Genomic DNA, 21,222 nt, shown 5'->3' with positions numbered 1-21,222 from the left:
TTCACGTGCCTTTAGTGACAACGCTCACTTCCGTTGGAAACTCGGCGCTACGGCAGCTACGGCGAAAGACTTTTGCTTTATGCCTGCCGGCACACGGCACCACTATCGATTCGATATCAGGTGTTACATAACGCCGATAATCTGCATTATGTAAAGTAGATTGCATTCGAGCTAGTTCACGGTGAAACGGACGCTTCCCCGCCAGCAACCCCTACAACCGGACATTCGGTGAGATCACTGGCCACCATCTCCCGGCAAAACAGCGAACGGGCTGCGGCTAGCGACCTAGCCGCACAGTTAGTCAGCGCTAGCGCCCGACGACCAGTCTTGGTCCGTGATGCAATCTCGCTGCTTGGCCAGCGCGATTTACTCGGCCAACCACTCCCGACCCTCTTCCACGGTGGCAAACCGCTGGGCGGCCCGGGCATAGAACGGCTTAGCTAAATCACCGACGAGCTTCTGCAACAGGCCATCGCCTACAACGGCCAGCCGCTCGATCTTGCCGTGGAACTCTTTACCGAAGCGAAGATCGGAGCCCCAAGCGGTCACTTTCTCCCACTTCAAATCCCGCAGATCCAGCAACAGATTCACCTTCCCGAACTTTTCCACAACGTCGGTCACCTCGGGTACCAACACTTTGTAATCGTCCCGCCCTACAACCCCAGATATGCGGAACCCAAGCGTCGTGTCGCCATCAACATCTACTTTTTCGATCATCCAGGCCCTCTTCCTACGGAATCCGTATATCCCAGCCTCCCTCGCCTCCCCCGCGTTCGCATCTATACCGGAGGTCTCACCCGAACGGAGTAATCGGGAACCGTTGCGTTCTCGCTACCGCCTCATCTATTCAGTACCACCGCTTGAAAGCGACACAACGAAGGAGGACCGATGAGTTTCCGCGCCAGGGCGAGACGGGTCGGAGTGACCGGCAGCACCGGCACTTGCTGGCTGTTGGCTCCGGCCGGCGCGAAGGACCATCGCTACTCCCGTTGTGTCTGCTCTTCCCGGAGGTCCGCTGGGTCGGTAGGGTCGGGTTCGCTACGGGTCCGACCCTGCCGGTGGACCCGGATGCCGCGGGACCGGTGACGCCAACGGCACCACCTTTCGTATTCGCCGCAGGTGCGGGGAATGATTGCCCCGGTCATCCTGTTGTTAGTCACTGAGATCAGCAACAAGGAGTAGCCATGCCCGCAGTCACCGCTGACACCCTCACTTTGCCTCGGCTAAACGTGGCCGCTGCAGCCCGACCTCGCCGCACTAAAGCCGTGGCTACTGCGCCGCAGGCGTTCGAGGGCGAGGGATTTCCGGTCCGTCGGGCGTTCGCAGGCCTCGATCCCCGCGATGTTGATCCGTTCATCATGATGGATCAAATGGGCGAAGTGGAGTATGCCCCCGGTGAGCCGAAAGGCACACCCTGGCATCCGCACCGCGGCTTTGAAACGTTCACCTATCTAATTGATGGCCGGTTTCTGCATCAGGACTCCAACGGCGGCGGTGGGGCCATTGGTGAAGGTGGGACGCAGTACATGACCGCCGGTGACGGCATTCTGCATATCGAGACTCCCCCGGAAGACTTGGTGATGTCCGGCGGTCTGTTCCACGGCATCCAGTTGTGGATCAACCTGCCGCGCGAACTGAAGCGGACCGACCCGCAATACCAGGACCTCCAAGGCCAAGATTCCGCCTTGGTGACCACCAGCGACGGTGGGGCGCTAGTGCGAGTGCTGGCCGGTGACCTTTCCGGTCACAGCGGCCCCGGCATTTCGCATACACCATTGGCTATCGCCCACATCACGGTCTCCCCTGGCGCTCGTGCCGAGATTCCGTGGCCGAAAAACTTCAATGCCCTGGCTTATGTCCTGAGTGGCTCCGGCAGTGTCGGCGCCGACAGCCATCCCATCCACACCGGACAGACCGCAGTACTAATAGACGGGGACACCGTGGCGTTGCAGGCAGACCCGGTGCAGGAAAGTCGCTCCCCTGCCTTCGACGTATTCCTGATTGGCGGGGCGCCACTGCGAGAGCCGGTGTTTCAGTACGGGCCCTTCGTCATGACCACCCGGCAGGAAGTCATCGAGGCTTTCGAGGATTTCCAGGCTGGTCGATTTGGTCATGTGCCAGCAGATGCGTTGCAGCCTTATCGGCCATAGCTTTCGGCGACATGGCAACGCTTCGGCTAGTGGCTGTCTGGATCGACGGTATCTAAGAAGCCCAAACTGCGGCTGACGGCGGCCACCAGCGGCACCTCATGGGTGCGCAAGAGACCTGCGCCACCGAGCCGGGCCAATACCGCGAAGAAGCCTTCCGCTGATCGGTACTGATCCCGGAACAGATCGAAAGCATGCGGCAGTGCTTGGCAGATCGGCAGACCCAACGTACGCAGCCGGAACGAGTTCAGAATCACACGGGCCTGATGCTGCGCACGCACCTTCGGATCAACCAGATTGCCGTAGTAGAACCCCATGCCTGGATCGATCACGATGTCGGTCACACCATGGGATCCGGCTAGCTCCACCCGCGCAGCGAAGTGATCTGCCAGTACCGGAATCGGATCAGCACCCAACTCCACATCGGTGATCTCGCGAACATCTGCCCCCGCCGCGTAACAGACCACCACGGTGGCGCGGTATTCCGCGGCGAGCTCAAACATGTCCCGCTGGTGCTGAGCACCGGTCATGTTCAACAACACCGCACCTGCTTTTAGGCAAGCGCGAGTCACCTCAGGCTGATAAGTCTCCACCGAAGTAGCCACGCCAGCCGCCGCACATTGCTCGATCACCGGCACCAACTGGCTGATCTGATCGGCACCAGAAACCCGCGCGGCTTTCGCAGTGGTGGACTCGGCACCGATATCCACCACATCGGCACCTTGAGCCGAGGCCACCACTGACATGCTCACCGCAGTATCGGTATCGGGAGCGATGCTTTCCCGGTAGGTGGAATCGCGGGAGAGGTTTACCGTGGCCATGATGGCCGGAATAGTGTCGGTGTCGATCGTGCTGGATCCGATGCGCAACGGCGCTACCGGTGTAGCCAGGGCCTCCGGATATTTTTCAGCGAGCTCCGCCAGCGAATGCAGATCAATCACGTCTGTTCCTCACGAGTGAATCGGGCAAAAACGAAGCCGTCCTCGGTACGACTATCAACGAGCTGCAAGTCGCGCCCCGGCAGCCGATACGACAGCGTGACGTCCCATTCGTCCATCAGACCCTCCTCCTCCAACGACCGGAGCAACACGGAACCACCCTCACAGGCGACCCGGTTGAGCCCCCGCTGGGAGAGTTGCTCTCGCAGCCACGGCAAGTCAATCCGCTCCCCCGGTGACTCCAACAAGTCACAATGGGCGCGAGCCTTCGCCAGCAGCGCTGCATCGTGCCCGGACCGCGTGACCACGATCGGAGTGAACGCCGACTGCTCGAAAGCATCCTCGTCCCAGGGCAAATCAAGCGACCCGGACACCATCACTAACCGTGGCGCTTCGGCTAGACCGGCCTCAGTCCGAGCAGCAGCATGCTCTGGCTTTGCGACCATCGGCCGGTAGCGTTCGGCCCGGAAAGTACCTGCTCCGATTAGCACCGCATCGGCAAGCGCCCTGATCCCGAACAGCACCTCGCGGTCAGCGGGCCCAGAGATGGATCCGGAACGTCCATCCTTGCCATGAATAGCACCGTCTGGGGCCATGACCATGACTGCTCGCCACCAACCGCCCGATTCGGGCCAGGGATATTGATCGATAGCGTCGGGCACTCGCCCAGTCTGCCACCTTCGAGGATCTCTGCATCCCTACGCGGATGTCGTAGCGGCTATTAACACCTGCCGTTCGCTTCGGTGAGTAGCATCAGAGAGTGATGAAACGCCTCATTGGGTCAATCGCTGTAGGCCTCATCCTGACGGGATGCAGCACTGCAGACGATCCGGAGCCGCCCCCTGCTTCAGGCCCAGCAACCTTCGCCATGTCGCTGGTGGTTCCCAAGGAAATCTCGGCATCGGGACTACTAGCGCGTGCCGCCGTCGCAGGTCCAGCGGCTTGCCCCGATCTCGTGGTGACCATCGACGGCGAGAGCAAAGCCCTAGCCATGGCCGAGCGCGAACCTGGCCAGACCACCAAAGGACATTTCGACAGTCTCATTTCCTGCAATGGAGAGATCCCAGCGGACGCCACGTCGGCTAGCGTCAATGGCCAATCCATCCCCGCCACGATGCCCAAAGCAGTCAGTTCGATCGCCACGATGGGCGATACCGGTTGCCGAGTCGACAGCAACGGATCACAGAACTGCACGAGCGCGTCCGGCTGGCCGCTCAATCGCAACGCACAGCAGATCGCCAGATCCGAGCCAGACCTGCTCATTCTGACCGGCGACTACTACTACCGGCTGGCCGACTGCCCCAAGGGCGACGAGAACAAGTGCGGCGGTAGTCCTCCCCCACCTGGTGATGTTGACGGCGCCTTCCTCGACTCGGCTGCGGGCTGGGAGGACGATTTTTTTGAACCGATTCAGCCCGTCTTCAGTAGCGTGCCGTTGATCATCTTGCGCGGAAACCACGAGGTGTGCGCCGAGGCGGGAAATGGCTACATGCTCTATCTCGACACCCAACCGGGCAGTGCAGCATCCTGCGCGCCGCAACCAGACAGCAACGGGAAACTGGTAGCACCACGAATTCTGGAGACAGCTCGTTCGCTGGAACTACCCCTCGCCGACGACAAGAAGTTGCGACTGGCTGCAGTCGACACCAGCAACAGTCTGGACATTGCGGTAACGCCGTGGTGGAAACGCCTAGCCAAACAGTTCGAGATTGCCCAAACCTTCGCCAAAGGCGCGGATGACGCGATCCTGCTGAGCCATCGTCCCGTACTTGGCCTGATGTCCAAATCAATGCCGAAGTCCGACGCTCCCGGCTGGACGCCCTGGCTGTCACTCGATGCCACTGCGGGATCGCGTGGGAAACTCGATCCCTATTCACTGGTGTTGTCCTCCCACGAACATCTACTGCAGATGGTGCAGGTTCCCACTGCACCGCCACAGTTCATCATCGGCGGCGGCGGAACGACGTTGGATCCCCCGAAGGGCTACATCAAGCCGAAATACGGGGCTCTGGCCAGGGCAGATGGCGAGCGTTGGGTGGAGGAACTCAAGCCGTACCCCAAATTGAAAGACCGCTGGCTCAAGGTGACCTGGGGTCACGCGCTGCTGGGTCACACTGACGATGGGTGGCAATTGGAGTACCGGTCGCCCGAGGGAAAAACCATCCAGACGTGCACGGTGACAACTTCGGGCGGGAGCCCTACCGCCAGTTGCTAGTCATTCAGCACCGGGGAATCCGGCCCGACGCCAACCGTCGTAGACGGCGATAGCCGCACTATTGGACAGATTCAAGCTGCGGCTGCCCGGCACCATCGGAATGCGCAGCTGCTGCTCTGACGGAAACTGCGCCAAGACCTCAGCCGATAGCCCGGTCGATTCTCGCCCGAACACCAAAGCGTCTCCGGGCTGATAGTCGGAATCGGTATGCCATCGCGTTGCGGCCGACGTGAAGGCGAACAGTCGCCGCTCCCCCAGTGCTGCCACGAGGGCCGACCAGTCCTGGTGCACCGTCAACGTGGTCATGTCTCGATAGTCCAACCCTGCTCGCCGCATCCGAGCATCGTTCACCTCGAAACCGAGGGGCGCAACCAGGTGCAGTTGTGATCCCGTGTTGGCGCACATGCGCATAACGTTGCCAGCATTGGGCGGGATCTCCGGCTCAACCAGCACCACGTGAAACACACCGGCATTCTCTCGTACACCCCTGTGACTGTCGCGATACCCGTGCTACTTCGCCGAAATCCGATGTCGAGGGCCCGTTGCACGCAAAGGCCCGCTCGCATACCTGCATCAGCGAGCCACGATCACACGGCAGGCCGAGAAGGCTGCCCGGCTGCACGGCGAGGTCTTGCTAGCCTGGCCCGGTGAGCGAAGTGGGCAGCCCAGTTATCAGCGAACAGTCGTGGTTGCAGCCGGGCGAGGTTCTCATTCATGTGGGCCCCCGCAAGACTGGATCAAGCACGGTCCAGGAAGCACTCGCCCTGGCGGATGACAACCTACGTAGCCTTGGTTTTTTTCTGGCCCCCAAGGTCGTCGATGGTTCTCGCGCCGCGCAAGGTGCTTTGTTCAAGAAACGGCGACAACTGTGGCGCACCGCAACTGACGTCGTCAAGCAACGCGGTCCGCAGGATCGAGGCCTCGTCAGCGAGGAGATGCTGCATCGACTGGATCTGCAGCAGGCCGAAAGGGTGGTCAAGACCCTCGGCGGCCCGGATCAAGTGCGGATTCTGATCACCAATCGACCGCTAACCAAGGCCATGCCGAGCCTCTGGCAGCAACTGGTCAAAACTGGCTTCACGAGTGATTCACTTTCGGACTGGCTCACCAATCTGCTGGAGCATCCGGACAGCCCTGACTGGCGCTCGCAGCGCCTGGATCGGTACTACGACCATTGGTCGCAGGTTGTGCCAGTTGACCGAATCGCGATCCTGCCCGTCGGCTACGGTCCGGGTGATCTGCTGCTGGAGTTCGAGCAGCTCACCGGAATCCCGGAAAATTACCTGGATCGACGCACCAGCAACACCTCACTCACCGCAGAACAGGCGGAGATGATGCGTATCCGGAACAAGGAACTCGCAAAGGCCGACGTGCACCTGCGTCGGCACAAACTCAATCGGCCGCCATTGGGTAAGCGAAAGCACGGCACGTCCATTGTGTTGCCGGAATGGGCGAGACCCCAGGTGAGCGCCATTCAGGCCGAGCTGACGGAGAACATCATCGCTCGCGAAGCCTTCGTACTGGGGGGAGCTGAGCGGCTTCGCCTACTTCCTGAGCTCCCGCCGGAAATACCACTGAGCGACAGCGCCATCGAGTTCGCACGATTCGCTGGCCGCTACGTTGCAAATGTGATCGAGATCAGTTCCAATCAGCCTGAGGGATAGCGTTCCGCCGTGGCGCATGTGATCTCCTGGAAGGACAATCAACCTCTTGACGGGTCGCAGGTTGTTTCTATCGTCCTACCGACACGCAAACGCTCACCCCTGCTACCGGCTTATCGCGCGCCTACTCTTGACCCGTGACTCGACTGATTCTGCTAGCGCTGGTGGGAGTACTGGCCTTCCCCGTGCTGGCCAGCTGTAGTCGAGACACCGTTCCCGAAGAACACCTACCTCATATTCGAAAAGCCGCCAAAACGTGCAAGGCGATCACACCTGAACTGCTCGCAGCGCAACTGGCGCAGGAGTCTGGTTGGGACCCCGCGGCAGAATCTCCAGTCGGTGCGCAAGGTATCGCGCAGTTCATGCCACAGACCTGGTCGTCCTGGGGCAGCGACGCCGATGGCGATGGGGTGGCCGACCCGTTTTCACCACCGGATGCCATCCGGTCGCAGGGACGGTTGATGTGCCACCTGCACGGACTGGCGAAAGCATCCAACATTGCCGGTGACCCGCTCGACCTCGCGCTAGCGGCCTACAACGCCGGCTGGGGATCGGTCGAAGAATACGGCGGTATTCCCCCGTTTCCGGAGACCACCGACTACGTCAAAGAAGTACAAGAACGCGCGGAGCGGATCGCCGGGCAACTGGCCAAGAACAACAACTAGTTCGCCAGCTTGGCGCCAACCCCTCAGGTGGCTGTTGATCGCGATCCCGAGCTCGTCAGATAGCGAGCCGCAGCATCTGCGCCTCGCCGACCACTCACCAAAGCTCCTTGGATGGATGGCGTATCCCGGTGGTCCCCCACCACAAACATTCCCTGCCCGAGGTCTACTGGTTGCCGTAGTGAGAACGGTGACAGGGCAGTGGGCAGCGCGTGTTTGATGGGATACGACGCGAGCGGTTGCAGATCTTGCGAGTCCACCCCCATCACCCGGGCGGTGACTTGTTGAGCTCGTCCCTGCGCTGCACTCCCGGGGTGATGGCCCACGGCAGTCGCTGCCAGCAAGGCACGATCTGTTGGCGCATAAGACGGCGCCGCAGCACTCATCACCGCGATGTTCGCCAAGCCACCTAACCCGGTCCCGACTGTCAGCACCCGCTGCCGATTCAGCTCTGTTGGTCCAGCGAAATACCACGTCGTCAGCGCTCGCATATCCGGTACCAGTAGTCCCGGCAGTAACTCCCGTGCGACCGGGGCTTCCGTGGCGACGATGACTGCCTGCGGCTGATACGTTCGCGCCGCCGTTCGCACCGCGCCGGGAGCCACTGAATCCACTGGCGTAGACGTGGCGACAACGCCACGTGGTAGCCCCGCAGCCAACTGCTCCGGCAACTGTGCCATCCCTCGCGCGGGAACTCCCGGCACGCCGCGAACGAATGACCGCAGCACCAGGTCTGCATAGCGCCGGCTAGTCGCCAAGTTCGGATCGGCGAAAACTCCAGACAGGAATGGCGTCATCAGTTGCTGTATCACCGCAGGCGATACCCGTGCTGCTTGCAAGGCCGCAGTGATCGGCTCGTCTGGTCGCTGTCGCAAACTCTCGGGAGATCGAAGGGCACACTCTGCCGCGTACTTGGCCAACGCCAGCAGTCCGGGTGCGCTGCCGGCCGTTCCCCGCAGGGCAGCAATGCCAGCTTGCGGTGCACCCGCCAAGGACAGTTCCAGTTGAGCCCGTTGGCCGCCACGAGTGATGATCGCTACGCCACGGTCAAACTGACCCAGCTCGAATGCTTCGTGGTCAAAAACTGCTTGACCAGCAGGATAGGCCGGGTTGTACAACTGGAACCCGCGATCTAGCGTGAAGCCGCCCTGCTGATCAGTCGCTACTCGACCCCCGACGCGATCGGTAGCCTCCAGAACTCGGACGTCGAACCCGAGTCGATGCAGCCGTACCGCAGCCCGCAACCCGGCCAACCCGGCACCGACAACGACGGCATCCGGTCTTTCAGGCATGTGCCCCAACGTAGCCGAGCCGCTGCTCTCCTGCGGCCTGTGCCGGTGACTTCACCAACGCCATGGTCAACGTTCGCAGCCCAGCATCTGCCACCAACGTGCGCGCGGTGCGAGCTGGCCCGCCGATCGGGCGCTCCCGGAGAACGGTCGTGGCCCACGATGGGAGCGAATCGATTGCGGCTCGAGCCATGACGGCGTACCCGGGCCGCAATGCCAGCGGAAGTGGGGCATCCATAATGAATCGCTTCATTTCCTCGGTCTCTTCGGTGTACTCCAACTCCGGACGAAAACTGTCGAAAACCTGGTCCATCTCTGCCACCGTCTCCGGCGGATCGACCACTCCCAGCTCCCGACCCACGACAGCCATATTGGCCACATAGCCATCGCGGTCCACTTCGCCTGACCGGCCATAGCGTTCATAGGCGGTCAACATTGAATCGACAGTGCCGATGTGCACCCACATCAGTAACCGCGGATCAGCAGCCGCGTAGGCGCGGCCATCGTCGAGGTTTCCCACTACCCGGTCGTGCAGCGAACTGACCGCGGCCACCGCGCCTTGCGCCTTGCTCTGCGGGCCATACGTGGTGATGGCGATAAATGCTCCGGTCCGCTGCAACCGGCCGAATGGATCTTCTCGGTACTGGGAGTGGCGGTTGACGCCAGCCAATGCCAGCGGGTGCAGCGATTGCAGCAATAACGACCGGATGCCACCCAAAAACGTGGCCACAGATCCATGCACCGTCCAGATGGGGTCCCCTGGTTGGAACCAGCCAGGCTCCCCTGTTGGTGTCGCGATCTGCTCGACCACGTCCGACTGCCCGTCACCGGTGCCAGCGAGCACCCTTCGTACCGACGCCGCAAGTGGCGTGAGGAGTGTGGAGATCACGTGATAAGGCTGGCATGCGCCGCTTCACCTCGCATCTTCCAAGATGCACGGCAACTGCGGAAGAGTCACGCTGTCGAGGTGAACATGAGAGAAGCGCTTGCGGAAGTAGCCCAGTCTGGGGCCCCGGCTCAGCAAAAGTTAGCGCAACGACTGCTCGCAACCGACCTAGCCGAGGCTGAGGCAGTTCGGACTGCAACTGAGTTGATCGACGCCTTCCGGCATGATCCTTACCTCACGCGCAATCCCGGCGACTAGTTACTTCTTGGCCGCGCGCAGCGTCCACACGACCGCCATCTCACCGGTTTTGCGATCGTTGGCGAACAGTTCAACTTCGACGGCAAACTCGGGCCGTTTCCCCTCGGCAAGTTCCGCCACCACCTCGTCAACCGATCGAGTCATCCGGGCGCGGGCGGTCACTGGACCCATTGCCACGGCCAGGTATCGGATTTCCGCAGACACTGCGAGCGGCGTCAAAGTGTCCAGCTGATCGCCGAAGTTACCTAGGACCAATACCCCCGAGGCAGACTCGGCCAAGGTGAACATAGCGCCAGCGTGGGGCCCGGCAATGTGGTTGTGGTAAGCCTGCTGATCGGGCAAGGTCATCTCAGCGGTCTCGTAGGTGAGTTCACCGAACTCTAAGTTGAGAGTTCCCACCATCGGAATCACTGTGGGAAACATTTGTTTGACTGCTTCAAGATCCATTGCCATGTCGACAAGGCTATCCGCCTAGGCTGACCTCATGACCGCCACCCCAATCGCTGGGATCGACATTGATGGGGTGATCGCCGATCCCACGCACCGACTCCGACATATCGAGCAACGGCCTAAGGACTGGGCAGCTTTTTTCGCCGATGCCCACGCTGATCCACCGTTACCCACCGGAGTTGCTGAGGTGCTGCGATTGCAACAGACGGGTTTGACGATTGTGTATGTGTCCGGACGACCGAGCTACTTGCGGGATCAGACCCGTTCCTGGCTAGCGCGCCACGGTTTGCCGTCAGGCGATATGCATTTACGTCCCGCCCGCGACTACCGGCCGGCACCCACAATGAAACTGGACATCTACCAACGCCTAGCACTCGACTTCGATATTCAGGCGATCGTTGACGATGACGACCGAGTCGTTGCAACGCTCACCGCCAACGGCTTTCCGGTTATCCACGCCGACTGGTATCTGCCGGGAGAAGGCGACCAGGCAGCACTGACTGATGCCCAAGATGAACAGGGCCGCACCTAGGTCAGCGGCTGCGCCTAGCTACCAAGCAGAGTCCGCCGGCGCGCATCAATTTCCAGTTGTAGCTGGCGGAACAAGGAGTCTGGCAGCGCATCGTTGTCCCGCAACCGCAGCAACTCTTCCTGCTCTGCCCGAATCATTGCCAGACCGACCTGTTGCCGCTGTTCGACCACCAACTCGCCGGCTGTGGCTTCAGTATCGCTGGGATTCGTCATCGCCAGACGTACTTCCGCGGCGGAGCGAAGATTTGCCAGGACTTGTGAATCGATTGGTTGGTCGAGCCGGGCAGCTTGGTCGGCTACATCATCCAGGCAATCCAGTGCCGCCCGGGAAATGGCCAGTTTTGCGCGTCTTAGCTCTGCTTCCTCATCGTCGGGGGTAAGCCGAGCCCAGCGCACTACCGCAGGCAGGGTGGTGCTGAGCAGGAGTGAAACTACGACGACGGCGGAGGTAGAGAAGATAATCAGCGCTCGATCAGGGAAGTAGCTGCCGTCATCCAGCACTTTGGGAATCGTCAGCGCGGCAAGAACCGAGATGGGACCGCGCGTACCTGCCCACCCCAGCACTACCCATTCCCGCGGATGCGCCTTCAGCCGACCACCCACTGCACCCATCACGTAAACGAACGCGAACCGACTAACGATCAACAACACCAGCACCACAGCAACAAAGAGCGGAACTACCGACAACTGGTCAGCCGGAACTTTCCGGAACTCGATCGGGACCCCCATCCCGACCAGGAAGAACGCACTGGACTGCAGGATGAAGGTAAACGCGCGCCAGATGCTTGTCGCCTGCAGCCGCCCCCGGTAGCCGGTGGCAGATGACGTCCGCTGTCCGAAAATCAATGCCGCGATAACAACTGCAAGGATGCCGGACCCTTGCACAAGTTCTGCTATCCCGTAAATGGGCAGCGGTGCCAGAAGCAGCAGACCATTCGTCACAGTACTGTCGCGGGAACGCATGGCGATCTGATGCAAAACCACGCCACCGATGACCCCGACCACTATCCCACCGCCGAAAGCCAACGCTGTTGTTACCAGCAGCTCGCTAGCGACTACGGCCCCCGCTGCCGTGACCGAGATAAAGATTCGCAACAGACTGAGCGCGGTGCCATCGTTAAGCAGACTCTCGCCCTCCAGCACATGCAGCACTCGACGAGGCAAACCGGCTGATTTGGCCGTACTCGCCACTGATACTGCATCCGTTGGACCCAGAACGGCGCCCAGACACAGCGCTGCCGGCAGCGCTAGACCGGGAAGAATCAGCGAAGCGGCCACACCAACCAACGCTGCACCAATCAACACCAGCAAAATCGCCAACGCCGACACCCGTGCCCCGACTCGGCGAATGTCCAGAATCGAACTCGACAGGGCCTCACCGAAAACCAGCGGCGCGAGCACCAGCAGCAAGATCAGTTCCGGATCGAGCTCTGGACCTAACGTGAAATCAGGAAGGCCGAGAACAATGCCGCTAAAGAGTAGAACGAGGGCAGAGTTCCACCCTCGATTTCGGCACAACGCGCCAATAATGCAGGCGACAAGAACAGCTATGCCGAGAGCGACAAATTCACTACTTTCCACTAGTCCTCGAACTCAGTGACTGGTGGGCAGGCGCACACTAAGTTTCGATCACCGTAGGCCTGATCGATGCGCGATACCGGCGGCCAGTACTTGTCCCGCCCGGTGGTCCCTGCTGGATAGACCGCCTGTGCGCGACTGTAAGCACGATCCCAATCTTGGACGAGGTTCTCGGCTGGATGGGGTGCATGTCGCAACGGGGAATCTTCGGCGGTGAACTCACCCTTGGCCACCTGCGCTATTTCGGAGCGAATGGCGATCATTGCGTCGCAGAACCGATCCAGTTCCGCCAAATTTTCACTTTCGGTGGGCTCCACCATCAAAGTTCCCGCCACCGGGAATGACATCGTGGGTGCATGGAAGCCATAGTCGACCAGTCGCTTGGCAATATCTTCAGCCGTGATGCCCGTTTCTTTGGCGAGCGGCCGGATATCGATGATGCACTCATGGGCCACGAGATCCCCGCGACCGGTGAAGAGAATGTCGTAATCCTTGGATAGCCGCCGAGCTACGTAGTTCGCTGTCAAGATTGCGGTTGCGGTGGCCCGTCGCAGACCATCAGCCCCCATAAGGCGAATGTAGGCCCATGGGATTGGCAGAATTCCCGCACTCCCCCACGGAGCTCCTGACACTGGCCCCACCCCGCCGTCGGGGAACCCGCGACCGACTGGCCCGGCTTCCGGGCGCAAGTCATGCCCGGGCAAGAACGGCGCTAGGTGAGCCTTGACCGCCACCGGGCCGACGCCGGGTCCGCCGCCGCCGTGCGGGATCGTAAAGGTCTTGTGCAAGTTCAGGTGACTGACATCGGCGCCGAAGCCACCAGGCTTGGCAACTCCGACCAGCGCATTGAGGTTGGCACCATCCACATAGACCTGACCACCGGCCTCGTGCACCATGTCGCAGATTCGTGAGACTTCATCTTCGAAAACGCCGTGCGTGGACGGATAGGTGATCATCAAGGCGGCGACCTTGCCTGCGTGCTCTGCCAGCAGCCGAGCCAAGTCGTCGAGGTCAACGTCACCGTTGTCGCGACATTCCACCACAACTACCCGCATACCAGCCATTACTGCGCTGGCGGCGTTGGTGCCATGGGCGCTGCTGGGGATGAGGCACACGTCTCGCTCATCGTCGTTGCGCGAGCGGTGGTAGGCCCGGATCGCTAGCAAGCCGGCAAACTCTCCCTGGGATCCCGCGTTGGGCTGCACCGACACTGCGTCATATCCGGTGATCTCCGCCAGCCACGCCTCTAGTTGGGCGATCAAATCGCGGTATCCGGTGAGTTGGTGCAACGGTGCAAATGGATGCAGATTGGCGAATCCCGGCCATGAGACTGGCTCCATAGCCGTGGCTGGGTTCAGTTTCATCGTGCATGAACCCAGCGGGATCATGGAACGATCGAGTGCGATGTCACGATCCGACAGTTTGCGCAGATAACGCAACATTTCCGTCTCCGAGCGGTATTGCTGGAAGACCGGATGGGTCAGGTAGTCCGATGTGCGCCGTAATGATTCGGGGATCGCCTCAGTGACGTCTGCCGCACTGTAGGCCGACACCTCGGCCAGCGAACGACCAAACTCGGGTACTGCGGCGGCCACGCCCTGCCAAATTCGAATGATGTGGTCGCTCGCTGTCAGTTCATCTGCGCTTGCCGCCACCGTGTCCCGATCGACAAGTCGCACCGCTACCCCGAGCAACTCACATTCGCGAACGATCGCTTCGGCCCGTCCCGGCACCTGGAAGGAGACGGTGTCGAAATATGCCTCATGCAGCGGGTCGATTCCCCCCATGCGCAGCCCTTCCGCCAGGGCCTGAGCGTGCGTATGCGCCCGCTCCGCGATTGCCCGAAGGCCCTCCGGCCCGTGATAGACCGCGTAGGAACTAGCAATCACCGCCAACAGCACCTGGGCGGTGCAGATATTGCTGGTCGCTCGGTCACGGCGAATGTGCTGCTCCCGGGTCTGCAGCGCCAACCGCAGTGCGGCTCGACCGTCGGCGTCCTTACTGAGTCCGACCAAACGGCCGGGCAGATGACGTTCAAGGCCCTGGCGCACGCTCATAAAGCCGGCGTGTGGCCCACCCATGCCCATGGGCACCCCGAAGCGCTGGGCCGACCCGATGGCGATGTCCGCACCCAGTTCACCGGGCGGAGTCAACATGGTCAATGCCAATAGATCGGTGGCAGTCACCACGACAATGCCTTGCTCCTTGGCTACCGCGATCACAGCCCGCAGATCCTTCACCGCGCCAGACGAACCCGGATAAGACAACAAAACTCCGAAGGCATCAGCCGGTATTCCGGCCGCAGCAACATCTCGGATGTCCAGTTCGATCCCGATCGGTTCCGCTCGGGTTCGCAGCACTGCCAAGGTGTGGGCATGGGTATCGGCATCAACGACGAACCGACGATTCTTGGAGCGACTCGATCGCAACGCCAGGGTCATGGCCTCTGCGGCGGCGGTTGGCTCGTCCAGCAAGGACGCCTGCGACAGCGGCAGCCCGGTCAAGTCCGCCACCATCGTCTGGAAGTTCAGCAACGCTTCCAGCCGGCCCTGCGAAATCTCCGGCTGGTAAGGGGTGTAGGCGGTGTACCAGGCTGGATTTTCCAGTACTCGTCGACGAATGATTGCCGGGGTTTCGGTGGCGTGATACCCCATTCCAATCATGGGCGCCGCGACTTCATTGCGAGATGCCAGCATCCGCAGTTCAGTCAATACCTCAGACTCCGAGCAGGGTTCTGGTAGGCGCAACCGATCGTCCCCGATACCGGGGGGTAGCACTGCGGCTACGAGTTCATCCAGCGAGGCGAAACCTAGTTCGGCCAGCATCGCGTCGGCCTCATTGGCATCAGGGCCAATGTGCCGGCGTTGAAAACTGAACGCTGCGGGGTCGACTGTCGCTTCGCTACCGGTACTTTCAGCCGGTGCGGCGGGTCCTACGTTCGGCGAGTTCATCAAGCATTCCCTCCGGAGCAACAGTATCCCCCGATGGAGCCTCACCCGGCATCTCGGCCAGCGAGCCTTCAACTTCTGACCACACTCGATCTACTGCGATTCCGAAGACTGCCTGTCCGCCACGAACGATGTCGATGACCTCGTCCTCACTACGGCACTCGAACACCGAGGCACCGTCACTCATCAACGTGATCTGTGCCAGATCAACGTCGCCTCGATCGGAAAGATAGGCCACGGCTGAACGAACATTGCCCAGCGAGACGCCCGCATCAATCAACCGCTTGACGATGCGGAGTGTCAAAATATCTCGGAAGGAATACAGTCGCTGCGAACCAGATCCACTAGCCGAACGGATCGATGGTTCCACCAACTGGGTTCGAGCCCAGTAGTCCAACTGTCGGTAGGTAATTCCCGCAGTCTTGCTTGCTACTGGGCCGCGGTAGCCGAGATCATCGGGGATCGGTCGCATGGGGGCCGAGTCAAAAAGCGCGCCTTGCTCGGCATCGTCACGGTCCACGGGCTCCTCGACCACGACGTCCTCCTTGATTGCTCAAGACTCACCAGTCACTGCACAACTGAGCCCGGGATCCCCCGGATAATTCAGGAAGCAGGACTTAGCGTCACCGCTAAGCTTGTCTAACTGGACGCTAGTGCAGCACTGCTGGCAGGTCAATGACCGCGCCCGAGACACGCCGATTATTACGAATCAGAACTGAAGTCCTCGGGGGTGACGTGATCGAGGAATTCGCGGAACTTCTCCAACTCCTGCTCGTCAGGCACCTCAGCGCCTTGCTCCTCGATCTCCACCGCTGCCTCAGCCAGCACCTTCTCATCACCGACGATCGATGTTTCAGTGCGCAATGCCAGCGCGATCGCATCGGAAGGTCGACAATCCATCGTCTTACCTGAGGCAAAGACCAGTCTGGCGTAAAAGACACCATCAGACAGATCCGTAATGCGCACCTCCGTCAGCGAATCACCAAGCAGGTCCAGCAGATCCTTGATTAGGTCATGAGTCATCGGCCGAGGCGGTATGACGCCCTCGAGGGCGAAAGCGATGGCGGTAGCCTCCACCGTCCCCACCCAGATCGGCAGATAGCGGTTGCTGCCTTCCACCTGCAGCAACACCACCGGCTGATTCGAAGGCATCTCGAGTCTCACGCCGACTACATCGAGGTCTCGCACACCGCCACTGTATCCCGATAGCTCGGCAATCCCCCGCTCAATAGCTGGCGATTCCGAGGCCCCGTTCCAGCGGTGAGTAACCACAGCGGTCACGCACTTTACCGCCGCTCACCGGGTGGACCGGCAACTGTCTGGGTTACCGATAACTGGGTCGCAACCGATCCAACTCAGCGACCACCAGCCAGTAATGGGCTTCGGAAAATGCCTGCAACAAACTCTGCTCGGCGTCCCCGCGCTCTGCCGCCCGCAGGTGCGGCACCGACTGGGAAATCAAACTGGCGTCCCGGGACGCACTGTTCTTGACCTGACGCAAATGCCGGTAATCCACGCCGGAAGCCGATAACACCGCATAGGCGCGACACAGTAGTACTTGGGCTCCAGATAACCGCTCGCCTGCATCGATCTGCAGCACTCCGAAACTTACGAGTTCCCGCAGATCGTCCAAGGGAAGCCCGGACTCGCGCGCCGCTTCCCGCAGACTGAACCGTCCTTGCGGGTCCACCTCCGGTAAAGGTTGGGGCGCCACCGGATCCAAACCCTCGACCTGAACTTCTGGTTGAGGGTTTTCTGACACCTGCTCCTCTACCGGGAACAGGTGGGTCTCCAGCTCCCCCGCTTGGAGCTTTTCTTTGATGACACGTAGCGGTAGGAAGTGGTCACGTTGGGCCACCAGCACGAGGCGCAACCGATCAACATCCGCACCACTAAATCGTCGATAACCCGAGGGGGCCCGCTGCGGTGAAACCAAACCCTCGCCCTCCAGAAAGCGGATCTTAGAGATAGTTATGTCGGAGAAATCTGGCCGCAGCAGGGCCAACACCTCCCCGATTGTCATTGTGGCGCCTAGGTTGGACGAAGCTAACGCACTCACTGAGCTGAAACCTCCAAGAAGATGAAGCGGTACTTGCCCACCTGAATCTCATCACCGTTGGCCACCGCAGCGTCCTCCGCCCGCTCTCGGTTGAGGTAAGTGCCGTTTAGGCTGCCCACATCGCTGATTCGCCAACCGTCCGGACCCCGTTCCAGTTGGGCGTGCTTACGGCTGACGGTGACATCATCGAGAAAAATTGTGGCTTCTCGGGCTCGACCGATCGACACCTTCGGCTCGGCAAGCGGGAACCGTGCGCCCTCGTTCGGACCTCGGTGGACGATGAGCACCGCATCACCTGCCGCCAAACCGGCGAAGAACTCCTCGTTGATCGCAGGAGTGGGGCCGGTGTCAGCGATCGCCGGCAACGTACCCGTGCCCTCACCGGCCACGGCCACAGCCGCGCCGCAGGAGCTACAGAACTTGCTGTCTGGGCCCACCGGCTGCTGGCACTCGGGACATAGCAGTAGTTGGATGTTCGTGGTCGATTCCACCGGTTTTTCGGCAGGCTCCTGGACGTTCATGTAACCCCTCCCCAGCCGCCCAAACTCGGGTCGGTGAGAAAAAACTAGACTGTGAGACCCGGAGGGTCAACCCCAGGTAGAGGTTCAGTCCAAAATCGACCGTCTCCGGACTCATTCCTACAGTTGTGCCAGGTGAGCTTCGTAGCCAGCGGCATCCAGCATGGCCATCGCCTCTCCCTGGACTTCCACGTCTAACAGCCAGCCAGCGCCGTAGGGATCGGCGTTGATCGACTCCGGCGTATCCAATAGTTCATCATTACGAGCGACGACTTTGCCGGTGACTGGCGCGTAGATGTCACTGACGCTCTTGGTGGATTCCACCTCACCGCATGGTTGTCCGGCCGTCAGTGCATCGCCGACCTCAGGCAAATCCACAAAAACAATGTCACCGAGGGCATCTTGAGCGAAATGAGTGATGCCGAATCGCACGACATTATCGTCTTGCCGTACCCACTCATGTTCAGTTGTGTAACTCAACTCCTGCGGGTTCATGTTGCCTCCTCAGTCCTCAGCCTTCGGTCCCCGGAATGGACCGCCGGCTGCTGTCTGAATCCTGTCATGCGCCCGTTTTCAGCAACAGTTCGCCCCACTTGCGTGCGATTAAAGCCAACCGGCTGCCCGTGATACCCAATAAGTCAGACTGCTGACGCTCAAGTTGGCAGTGCCCGGATCACCCGGCGAGCCTGCTCTAAATACAGCAGTGCCGCATACCAATACAGCGCAGTTCCCCAGATCGCGAAGGCCCATCCAAATACTTGCGCGGTCGTTCCAACCCAACCTTCCACATCGCCCAGCAGCAGCAACGGAAAGGCGTACAAAAGACAGAACGTCGCCGCCTTGCCGAGGAAGTGCACCGGAAGTCCCACCAAACCGCGCTTCTTCAGCGGAGGCAGCATCAGCAACAGGACCAGGTCACGCGCGATTAATACAATGACGAGCCACCACGGAATGATTTCGCGCACCGCGAGTCCGATTAACGCCGCAAGGATGTAGAGCCGATCAGCCATCGGATCCAGGACTTGCCCTAGCTTGGAGATCTGACCGGTAGCCCGCGCGATCTTACCGTCCAGCCAATCAGAAATCCCAGCCAAAACCAGTACTACCAAAGCCCACTCATCGGCCTCCGGCACCAAAATCAACCAGAGGAACAAAGGCACACCAAGCAGCCGGATGAAACTGATGATGTTGGGGATCGTGACAATCCGATCCGTCTGGACCCCGGTTTCCTGAACCTCCACTACTTCTCACTTCCCGGTCGTAGCCAATCGGAGGGAATCGAGTCACCGTTGGAGTCGGCGTTGGACGTTGCCTCCTGGGCTGATTCTGCCGCTGATCGGGTGTCGGTTGCCTGAGTTGACGTTTTCTGGTCTGGTGCCAACGTTTGATACGTACTATCCACCGACTGCGCACGCTCCCGTTTTGAGCGCCGGATCACCAAAAAGATCCCCAGCAGCACCAAACCTGCCCCTAGGATGACCGCTCCCAGCGAGGCGGGGAAAACCACATCGGACTCGTAGCCCACCAAAAGCTCCGCCGCTACCCGTGCGGTGCCGTCTTGATTCATGACCACGACACTGACGTCACCACTACTGGGCGACGTGAAGTCCACGCTGGCGTCGGTACCGACGGCTTGGCCCAGCCAAAAGTCCTGGTCCGCGGGAGGCGCTGGCTCGTCGATGCCTGGGATCACCCGAGTTTCCCACTCTCCTGATCGTTGAGCCACGGCATCGAAGCCCACGCCCGCTAGGTAGTCATTGACGTCAGTGCGGAGTCCGTAGCCCACAAAGAGCGATTGACCAGATTGACCCTCAGCGCCGATAGTTACGTCCCCTAAATCTTCACTCCAAGGAAATCCAGCATCGACGGCAGTCACATCGACCACGATGGCGGAGGAGTCCGGCGAAGTCTGCAGCAGCGGACTTTTGACCTGCAACGTTCCCGCGGTCCCGAATCCGGCGATGCCTAGGCCACCAGCGATCGTCAGACCAACCCCGACCAAGATGAACAGCGCTCCGAAAACTCTGCGCACCTGATCACTACTCCTCGATCAACGCTCCAAGGGCTTGTGACACCTTACCGCCGCGAGTGGGCCGTGACAGGAAAGCGAAACAACACGCCAATCTCTGCAGTTGCGACAGCAGTCCGGAGTTCGTACATATTTCCGTGACGTACCTCATAAAAATCTCAAGAAAGTCTCAACAATGTCGCAAATAGCACCTAGTAACGCTACGGTAACGAACCGTGCCTAGCGAGAAAGCTGTCCTCGCCACGATCAAGGGAATCTATGTTCTACCGACGACTGGGCGCACTTTGCGGTGCGCTAGCCATTGGCGCCGCCCTATTAGCCGCTCCAGCATCTGCTGACTCAAAGCAACCGAACCCACCGCAGGGTGTACCACCACAGCAAGAGGCACCGGCCGCACCGGCTGCGCCCGCCTCCGAAGGTCAACCCAGCAACGAAACCGCTCCTGGTCAAGAAGGCGCCCCCACGTCAGAAGCGAAACCAGGTAAGGGCGGTAAGCCGAAGTTGGCCACTATCAACACCGGGCCATCGAAATGGCAGGGCCGCAAACTGCGTCACCCTCGGGGCGGCAAGTACTACCCAACTGTCATCCGGTGGGCCAATCTGGTCAAGATGGTAATGCGGGAAAAGAAGATTCCGCGCCGGTTCCTTAAGGGCATCCTGGCGCAAATTCAGCAGGAGTCCGGCGGGAATCCGAATGCGGTCAATAACTGGGATATCAACGCTGCACGGGGCACACCCTCGAAGGGCCTACTGCAGGTCATCGCACCTACCTACCGCTATCACGCCAAGCCCGGATACCGAAGTCTCCGCTATCAGACGGTCCCCTACACCAATTTGTGGGCAGCACTGGAGTATGTGCTCGACCGATACGGCAAGAAGAAGTTCAAGTATTGGAATCGCGGCTACAACCAGGGGTACTGACCTCCGCGCCGCACGCAGCTGCCTGAATGCTGTCGGCTATTCTGTTGCAGCGGCACGGGCTGTGGCGCAGCTTGGTAGCGCACTTGACTGGGGGTCAAGGGGTCGCAGGTTCAAATCCTGTCAGCCCGACCA

The 21,222-nt window shown here is 60.5% G+C and carries 23 protein-coding genes and 1 tRNA gene; 8 read left to right on the top strand and 16 right to left on the bottom strand.

What is annotated here, in order from left to right; translation table 11 throughout:
• Positions 1-366: 366 nt before the first annotated feature.
• Positions 367-717, bottom strand: a complete 351-nt coding sequence (locus K0U62_04280) for an STAS/SEC14 domain-containing protein (GenBank protein ID MCH9800738.1) — start codon at positions 715-717, stop codon at positions 367-369.
• A gap of 467 nt (positions 718-1,184) precedes the next feature.
• Between K0U62_04280 and K0U62_04275 the strand changes: the two genes are divergently transcribed.
• Positions 1,185-2,150, top strand: a complete 966-nt coding sequence (locus tag K0U62_04275) for a pirin family protein (GenBank protein ID MCH9800737.1) — start codon at positions 1,185-1,187, stop codon at positions 2,148-2,150.
• A gap of 26 nt (positions 2,151-2,176) precedes the next feature.
• On the opposite strand, the gene K0U62_04270 is transcribed toward K0U62_04275, so the two are convergent.
• Positions 2,177-3,088: a dihydropteroate synthase gene (locus K0U62_04270; GenBank protein MCH9800736.1), complete on the bottom strand. Its 912-nt coding sequence runs from the start codon at positions 3,086-3,088 to the stop codon at positions 2,177-2,179.
• Positions 3,085-3,747: a dihydrofolate reductase family protein gene (locus K0U62_04265; protein MCH9800735.1), complete on the bottom strand. Its 663-nt coding sequence runs from the start codon at positions 3,745-3,747 to the stop codon at positions 3,085-3,087. The genes K0U62_04270 and K0U62_04265 overlap by 4 nt, the downstream gene beginning before the upstream one ends.
• A gap of 98 nt (positions 3,748-3,845) precedes the next feature.
• Here K0U62_04265 and K0U62_04260 point away from each other — a divergent pair, with 98 nt between their 5' ends.
• Positions 3,846-5,300, top strand: a complete 1,455-nt coding sequence (locus K0U62_04260; protein ID MCH9800734.1) for a metallophosphoesterase — start codon at positions 3,846-3,848, stop codon at positions 5,298-5,300.
• Here the strand turns inward: K0U62_04260 and K0U62_04255 are convergent, their stop codons facing one another.
• Entirely contained in the window at positions 5,301-5,765 is a 465-nt protein-coding gene (locus K0U62_04255) for a tRNA (cytidine(34)-2'-O)-methyltransferase (protein MCH9800733.1), read from the bottom strand.
• 182 nt (positions 5,766-5,947) lie between these two features.
• Here K0U62_04255 and K0U62_04250 point away from each other — a divergent pair, with 182 nt between their 5' ends.
• Positions 5,948-6,964, top strand: a complete 1,017-nt coding sequence (locus K0U62_04250) for a hypothetical protein (GenBank protein MCH9800732.1) — start codon at positions 5,948-5,950, stop codon at positions 6,962-6,964.
• 134 nt (positions 6,965-7,098) lie between these two features.
• The gene (locus tag K0U62_04245; GenBank protein MCH9800731.1) at positions 7,099-7,626 is read left to right on the top strand and encodes a lytic transglycosylase domain-containing protein; all 528 of its coding nucleotides are present in this window, start codon (positions 7,099-7,101) and stop codon (positions 7,624-7,626) included.
• A gap of 23 nt (positions 7,627-7,649) precedes the next feature.
• Here K0U62_04245 and K0U62_04240 read toward each other — a convergent pair whose 3' ends face one another.
• Together K0U62_04240 and K0U62_04235 are read right to left on the bottom strand one after the other, a co-directional pair.
• The gene (locus tag K0U62_04240; protein MCH9800730.1) at positions 7,650-8,915 is read right to left on the bottom strand and encodes an FAD-dependent oxidoreductase; all 1,266 of its coding nucleotides are present in this window, start codon (positions 8,913-8,915) and stop codon (positions 7,650-7,652) included.
• Entirely contained in the window at positions 8,908-9,801 is an 894-nt protein-coding gene (locus K0U62_04235; protein ID MCH9800729.1) for a DUF2236 domain-containing protein, read from the bottom strand. The genes K0U62_04240 and K0U62_04235 overlap by 8 nt, the downstream gene beginning before the upstream one ends.
• Before the next feature lie 84 nt (positions 9,802-9,885).
• On the opposite strand from K0U62_04235, the gene K0U62_04230 reads away from it, so the two are divergent.
• Positions 9,886-10,056: a hypothetical protein gene (locus K0U62_04230; protein MCH9800728.1), complete on the top strand. Its 171-nt coding sequence runs from the start codon at positions 9,886-9,888 to the stop codon at positions 10,054-10,056.
• Here K0U62_04230 and K0U62_04225 read toward each other — a convergent pair whose 3' ends face one another.
• Positions 10,057-10,509 carry a DUF4442 domain-containing protein gene (locus K0U62_04225; protein ID MCH9800727.1) on the bottom strand — a complete coding sequence of 151 codons (453 nt, stop codon included), beginning with the start codon at positions 10,507-10,509 and terminating at the stop codon, positions 10,057-10,059.
• Between the two features lie 31 nt (positions 10,510-10,540).
• On the opposite strand from K0U62_04225, the gene K0U62_04220 reads away from it, so the two are divergent.
• On the top strand, positions 10,541-11,038 hold the full coding sequence (locus K0U62_04220; protein MCH9800726.1) for a hypothetical protein: 498 nt from the start codon (positions 10,541-10,543) through the stop codon (positions 11,036-11,038).
• A gap of 14 nt (positions 11,039-11,052) precedes the next feature.
• Here the strand turns inward: K0U62_04220 and K0U62_04215 are convergent, their stop codons facing one another.
• From K0U62_04215 to K0U62_04175, 9 genes are all read right to left on the bottom strand, one after another.
• On the bottom strand, positions 11,053-12,618 hold the full coding sequence (locus K0U62_04215; GenBank protein ID MCH9800725.1) for a Na+/H+ antiporter: 1,566 nt from the start codon (positions 12,616-12,618) through the stop codon (positions 11,053-11,055).
• Positions 12,618-15,566: an aminomethyl-transferring glycine dehydrogenase gene (gene gcvP / locus K0U62_04210; GenBank protein ID MCH9800724.1), complete on the bottom strand. Its 2,949-nt coding sequence runs from the start codon at positions 15,564-15,566 to the stop codon at positions 12,618-12,620. Before gcvP ends, K0U62_04215 begins: the two co-directional genes overlap by 1 nt.
• Entirely contained in the window at positions 15,529-16,035 is a 507-nt protein-coding gene (locus K0U62_04205; GenBank protein MCH9800723.1) for a MerR family transcriptional regulator, read from the bottom strand. The genes gcvP and K0U62_04205 overlap by 38 nt, the downstream gene beginning before the upstream one ends.
• Positions 16,036-16,265: 230 nt before the next feature.
• Positions 16,266-16,751 (bottom strand): bifunctional nuclease family protein, encoded by a 486-nt coding sequence (locus tag K0U62_04200; protein MCH9800722.1) that lies wholly within the window; start codon positions 16,749-16,751, stop codon positions 16,266-16,268.
• 136 nt (positions 16,752-16,887) lie between these two features.
• Positions 16,888-17,586, bottom strand: coding sequence for a MerR family transcriptional regulator (locus tag K0U62_04195; protein ID MCH9800721.1), 699 nt, complete (start codon positions 17,584-17,586; stop codon positions 16,888-16,890).
• 32 nt (positions 17,587-17,618) lie between these two features.
• A complete protein-coding gene (locus K0U62_04190; GenBank protein ID MCH9800720.1) occupies positions 17,619-18,143 on the bottom strand; it encodes an FHA domain-containing protein in 525 nt (174 codons plus the stop codon).
• Positions 18,144-18,260: 117 nt separating this feature from the next.
• Positions 18,261-18,635, bottom strand: a complete 375-nt coding sequence (gene gcvH / locus K0U62_04185) for a glycine cleavage system protein GcvH (GenBank protein ID MCH9800719.1) — start codon at positions 18,633-18,635, stop codon at positions 18,261-18,263.
• Positions 18,636-18,793: 158 nt separating this feature from the next.
• Complete coding sequence (locus K0U62_04180) at positions 18,794-19,381, bottom strand: CDP-alcohol phosphatidyltransferase family protein (protein ID MCH9800718.1); 588 nt, start codon at positions 19,379-19,381, stop codon at positions 18,794-18,796.
• Complete coding sequence (locus K0U62_04175; protein MCH9800717.1) at positions 19,381-20,172, bottom strand: hypothetical protein; 792 nt, start codon at positions 20,170-20,172, stop codon at positions 19,381-19,383. The genes K0U62_04180 and K0U62_04175 overlap by 1 nt, the downstream gene beginning before the upstream one ends.
• Before the next feature lie 255 nt (positions 20,173-20,427).
• On the opposite strand from K0U62_04175, the gene K0U62_04170 reads away from it, so the two are divergent.
• Positions 20,428-21,090: a transglycosylase SLT domain-containing protein gene (locus K0U62_04170; GenBank protein MCH9800716.1), complete on the top strand. Its 663-nt coding sequence runs from the start codon at positions 20,428-20,430 to the stop codon at positions 21,088-21,090.
• 55 nt (positions 21,091-21,145) lie between these two features.
• A tRNA-Pro gene (locus K0U62_04165) sits at positions 21,146-21,222 on the top strand.

This window comes from Actinomycetes bacterium (assembly GCA_022599915.1).
Taxonomy (GTDB): domain Bacteria; phylum Actinomycetota; class Actinomycetes; order S36-B12.
This window is presented reverse-complemented; position numbering and strand designations above follow the sequence as displayed.

Bases quoted from the DNA above. Each gene is read 5' to 3' on its own strand.
- K0U62_04280 (MCH9800738.1), bottom strand. From the start codon at position 717: ATGATCGAAAAAGTAGATGTTGATGGCGACACGACGCTTGGGTTCCGC.
- K0U62_04275 (MCH9800737.1), top strand. From the start codon at position 1,185: ATGCCCGCAGTCACCGCTGACACCCTCACTTTGCCTCGGCTAAACGTG.
- gcvH (MCH9800719.1), bottom strand. From the start codon at position 18,635: ATGAACCCGCAGGAGTTGAGTTACACAACTGAACATGAGTGGGTACGG.
- K0U62_04170 (MCH9800716.1), top strand. From the start codon at position 20,428: ATGTTCTACCGACGACTGGGCGCACTTTGCGGTGCGCTAGCCATTGGC.
- K0U62_04190 (MCH9800720.1), bottom strand. From the start codon at position 18,143: ATGAACGTCCAGGAGCCTGCCGAAAAACCGGTGGAATCGACCACGAAC.
- K0U62_04230 (MCH9800728.1), top strand. From the start codon at position 9,886: ATGAGAGAAGCGCTTGCGGAAGTAGCCCAGTCTGGGGCCCCGGCTCAG.
- K0U62_04240 (MCH9800730.1), bottom strand. From the start codon at position 8,915: ATGCCTGAAAGACCGGATGCCGTCGTTGTCGGTGCCGGGTTGGCCGGG.
- K0U62_04195 (MCH9800721.1), bottom strand. From the start codon at position 17,586: ATGACAATCGGGGAGGTGTTGGCCCTGCTGCGGCCAGATTTCTCCGAC.
- K0U62_04225 (MCH9800727.1), bottom strand. From the start codon at position 10,509: ATGGCAATGGATCTTGAAGCAGTCAAACAAATGTTTCCCACAGTGATT.
- K0U62_04205 (MCH9800723.1), bottom strand. From the start codon at position 16,035: ATGCGACCGATCCCCGATGATCTCGGCTACCGCGGCCCAGTAGCAAGC.
- K0U62_04220 (MCH9800726.1), top strand. From the start codon at position 10,541: ATGACCGCCACCCCAATCGCTGGGATCGACATTGATGGGGTGATCGCC.
- gcvP (MCH9800724.1), bottom strand. From the start codon at position 15,566: ATGAACTCGCCGAACGTAGGACCCGCCGCACCGGCTGAAAGTACCGGT.